Origin of the sequence: Thermoleptolyngbya sp. M55_K2018_002 (genome assembly GCF_015295965.1) — a bacterium.
Classification (GTDB): Bacteria; Cyanobacteriota; Cyanobacteriia; order Elainellales; family Elainellaceae; genus Thermoleptolyngbya; species Thermoleptolyngbya sichuanensis.
Genome location: NZ_DVEA01000201.1, coordinates 1 through 4,034 on the forward strand (window position 1 = coordinate 1; position 4,034 = coordinate 4,034).

Annotated in this window: 5 protein-coding genes; 2 read left to right on the forward strand and 3 right to left on the reverse strand. The window is 56.5% G+C overall.

Annotation, left to right across the window (positions count from 1 at the left end; translation table 11 throughout):
• The 3 genes from IGS51_RS09775 to IGS51_RS09785 all read right to left on the reverse strand — a co-directional run.
• Positions 1-1,074: cation-translocating P-type ATPase (locus tag IGS51_RS09775; RefSeq protein ID WP_297078228.1), on the reverse strand; the 1,074-nt coding region annotated here is incomplete at its 3' end.
• A 114-nt stretch (positions 1,075-1,188) separates the two neighbouring features.
• A complete protein-coding gene (locus tag IGS51_RS09780; protein WP_297078229.1) occupies positions 1,189-1,371 on the reverse strand; it encodes a hypothetical protein in 183 nt (60 codons plus the stop codon).
• A gap of 74 nt (positions 1,372-1,445) precedes the next feature.
• Entirely contained in the window at positions 1,446-2,129 is a 684-nt protein-coding gene (locus tag IGS51_RS09785) for a hypothetical protein (RefSeq protein ID WP_297078230.1), read from the reverse strand.
• Between the two features lie 376 nt (positions 2,130-2,505).
• On the opposite strand from IGS51_RS09785, the gene IGS51_RS09790 reads away from it, so the two are divergent.
• Together IGS51_RS09790 and IGS51_RS09795 are read left to right on the forward strand one after the other, a co-directional pair.
• Complete coding sequence (locus IGS51_RS09790) at positions 2,506-3,210, forward strand: Crp/Fnr family transcriptional regulator (RefSeq protein ID WP_172358670.1); 705 nt, start codon at positions 2,506-2,508, stop codon at positions 3,208-3,210.
• Between the two features lie 225 nt (positions 3,211-3,435).
• The coding region (locus tag IGS51_RS09795; protein ID WP_297078231.1) for an aminotransferase class IV at positions 3,436-4,034 on the forward strand (599 nt) is incomplete at its 3' end.

Here is a 4,034-nt window from a genome sequence, read left to right on the forward strand (position 1 = left end):
ATCCGCCAGCCGCTGAATCGGCGCTTTGCGGGTTTGGGCCGCTTCTACCAAGGCGATGATTTGCGCCAGGGTCGTGTCTTTTCCGGTGCGCGTGGTGCGGAGGGCGATCGCCCCTGTTTGGTTCACCGTGCCCGCTGCCACCCGATCGCCCGCCTGCTTTAGCACCGGACTCGATTCGCCCGTCAGCATCGACTCATCGACTGTCGTTTGCCCGACCGTCACCTCGCCATCCACCGGAATTTTTTCACCCGGCAGCACCAGCAGCCAATCCCCTACCCGCACCTGCTCCGTAGCCAGCGCCACCGACTCCTCGCCCGTCAGCGTAGCAGTGGCAGCGGGAATCCGGCGGGACGTGCTGGGCTGCATTGCGGCCAGCGATTGCAACGATGCAGTTGCCTTGCTGCGGGCCTGCTGTTCTAGCGTGCGTCCCAGCAAGATAAAGCCCACCAGCATCACGGGTTCATCAAAAAAGCACTCCCAGCCCAGCGCCGGAACCAGCAGCGCCACCACGCTAACGCTGTAGGCCGTCAGCGTGCCCAAGCTGACCAGCGTATTCATATTTGGTGCGCCGCGTCGCAGCCCGCGCCACCCGTCGATCACCATGCTGCGCCCTGGAAACAGCAGCGCCAGCGTCGCCAGCCCTGCATGAAACCAGATGTTGCTCAGCCCTGGCAACGTGATGCCAAAGGCGCTGAGGTGTCCCAAAAACGAAAGAAATAACAGCGTGCAGGCGATCGCCAGTTGCCCCATCCGTTCTCGCGTCTCGCGCTGCTGGCGTTCGGCGGGCGTTTCTGTCGCCCCATTCGCCGCCGAATCGCCGCGCAGTTGGGAAGGGAACCCAGCCTCCGTAAGGGCGATCGCCAGCGCTTCGCCCTCCACTCCCGGTTCTGCCTGCACCAGCGCCATCTCCGTCACCAAGTTCACCGTCGCCGCTACCACACCCGGCTGCCGCAACAGTTCCGTCTCCACGGCCTTCACGCAGCCCGCACACTTCATGCCGCCTACATCCAGCGTCAGGGTTTGGCGCTCAGGGAGTTGTGCGGCGCGGGCTTGCGGTTTAGGAATGAGTTGCATCGGCTAATGGGCAGAAACTTTGTAGAAACGAAGAAGTAGAAACGAAGAAACTCAAGCAAGCTTGGTCAAGCAGCGCCAAATTATGGGCCAAACTATGGGAATAGCCAGGCTAACTTAGCGGAGCAGCTTGTCGCTCCAATAGCGATAGACTAGATAGGCGCAGGCTCCCACCTGCACAGGCAGAACGATCAGCAGGCTCTTGGCAACAAAAGCACTGTCTAGCGTCGAAAGCGAACCAAAATAGGCGGCGGCCAGGGGAACCAGAGCCACCATGAACGCGAGTTTAGAAGATTTCACAGTCAACCACAGCAAAGAAGGTGACGAATCGGTCACCTTCTATATCCTAAAGCTCGTAAACCCCTAACGGGTTGCTAGAAACTGTCGGTAATGCCCGCGCCTTCATCAGCAATACCGGTATTGGAAAGACCCATCACTTCCTGATAGGCGATCGCCAGCGCACAGGCAGACAGGGGAATCGTCACCAACGCGCCAACCCCAAACAGCAGAAATCCAACAAAATTCAGCACAGCCAGCACAATCAGGAAGACAAACCAGGAGAACCAGTTTCTAGAAATCACTTTGCGGCTAGACTCCATCGCGTCCCAAAAGTCAAACTTGCGATCGACGATGAACGGCGTTGTAAATATCCAGGCGACGGCCAGGTAGATGCCTGGAATCACCAGCAATGCAAAGCCAATCACCGTCAAAATGCCCGTCACCAGGCTAGCCAGGAATAGCGGCAGAAAATGGTTGAACCCCCGGAAAAAGTCGCTAAAGGTGGTGGCTCTTTGCTTAATCAGCTTGAAGGCCACGATGTAGAAGCCTGCGCCCAGCGGGCCAGACAATACGCTGCTGGCAATGCTGCCTAGCGGCTTGATCCGATCCGGCAGGATTTGCGGAATTACCGATACTAACAACATGATCACCGTAAACCCGACAAACCCGCCTGCATTTTTCTTAAACAGTTCCCAACCTTCGCCCAAGTACTTGCCGATATCCACCGAATAGCCGGTTTGAACGACATCTGGAACGCTGCGTGCGCCATTTGTAAACATAGACCTTGCTCCTACGGGTTTCAGGTGAATCTGGATGGGGCGATCGCCCCTCTCGTCTTTGTAAAAACTTGCCGGAAAAACTTGCTGATGAAAAACTGCTAGCGCGATTGCTGGAAACTGCGCCCATCATAGCCCAAGGTCAGATGCCAACAAGCCTTTGTTGCTCAATGTTGCAGCCGTTGTTGTAGCCTGTGTTGCAGATTGAGTAGAAATATTTTCTGGCCCACGCGCTACACCACGCCCACCGCCCCAAGGTTCTGGCAGCCGTCGAAAACAGACGCTCAATTCGCTTTTGGCAGACTATGATTTAATAGATTGTTACCTATGCCCATAAAAGCGACAAAGCTTTTGGTTTCAAGCGTTTAGCAATGCCTCCATGCCCGACCGACTTGGCCCCCGCGAATCTCGTGATGCCGCGCTGATTCGCAGTGCCCCGTTTTTTGAAGGACTGCCCGAAGAAGCCGTGGAAAATGCCACGGTTCACGTTGTCACGCGCAGCCACCCGCCTGGCCAGGTCTTGCTGCTAGAAAACGACTGGGGCAGTTCGGTCTACTTCATTCTGGAAGGCTGGGTCAAGATCCGCACCTACAACCTGGATGGCAAAGAGGTGACGCTGAATATCTTGGGCAAGGGCGAGCTATTTGGTGAAATGGCTCCGCTGGATGAAGTGCCCCGCTCGACCGACGTGCTGACGCTCGTGCCGACGGTGATTGGCAATATGCCCGCGCAGGATTTTGTAAAGCTGCTGAAAACTGAGCCAGAAGCGGGCATTCGGCTGGCACAACTGATGGCGCGACGGCTGCGGCAGGTCAACCGACGGCTGCGGCTCCGCGAATCGGATAGCCAATCGCGGGTCGCAGACATCATTCTTTTTCTGGCCGATGGTCAGGGCAAAAAGGCTGAAGGTGGCATCGAAATTCCCAATTTGCCGCATCGAGAGCTGAGCAGTCTGAGCGGTCTGGCGCGAGAAACCGTAACGCGAGTGCTAAGCAAACTGGAACGCAAGGGACTCATCGCCCGCGATCGCGACACGCTGCGAATTCCCGACATCGACGCGCTAGAGCGAATGCTCATGACCTGAGCCAATGCCCCAAGCACACTGTTGCCAAACCGGGCTGCATAACCGGGTCACAAGAACTAGTTGCAGGACTTGGTTGCAGGACTTGGTTGCAGGACTGAACCGTTACAAGACTGGATCATTACTGGATTATTACAAGACTTGATCGAACGATCGCCTTGCGCGTAGGCTATCCATTACGATGAAATCCTGCGGCCCCTTCAGCTTGCCGCTCCATCTTCATTAACCATGCACAATTTTCTGCCGATCGCGTATTTCCGAAACCAGTTCGTTCCGTTTGCCGAGGCCAACGTTTCGATTGCGACCCACGCCCTCCACTACGGAACGGGGGCCTTTGGGGGGATGCGCGGCATTCCCGATCCGCAGAATTCCGGGCAAATCCTGCTGTTTCGGCTCGATCGCCATAGCCAGCGCCTCAGCCAGAGCGCCCGGTTCATGCACTATGACCTGCCGCCTGACAAGATCCAGCAGGTGATCATCGACTTTGTAAAAAAGAATAGCCCCACGGCCTCTTTTTATATTCGCCCGTTTGTCTACACCTCCGACCTGGGCATCTCGCCCCGGCTCCACAGCGTTGAAAAGGATTTCTTTGTCTATGGGCTGGAACTGGGCGACTACCTTTCGCCTGAGGGCGTGAGCTGTCGCATTAGCTCCTGGCATCGTCAGGAAGACCGCAGCCTGCCCCTGCGTGGCAAGATTAGCGGAGCCTATATCACCTCGTCGCTTGCCAAGACGGAAGCTGTAGAGTCGGGCTTTGACGAGGCGATTTTACTCAACTCTCAGGGCAAGGTCAGCGAAGCGTCGGGGATGAATATTTTCATCGTGCG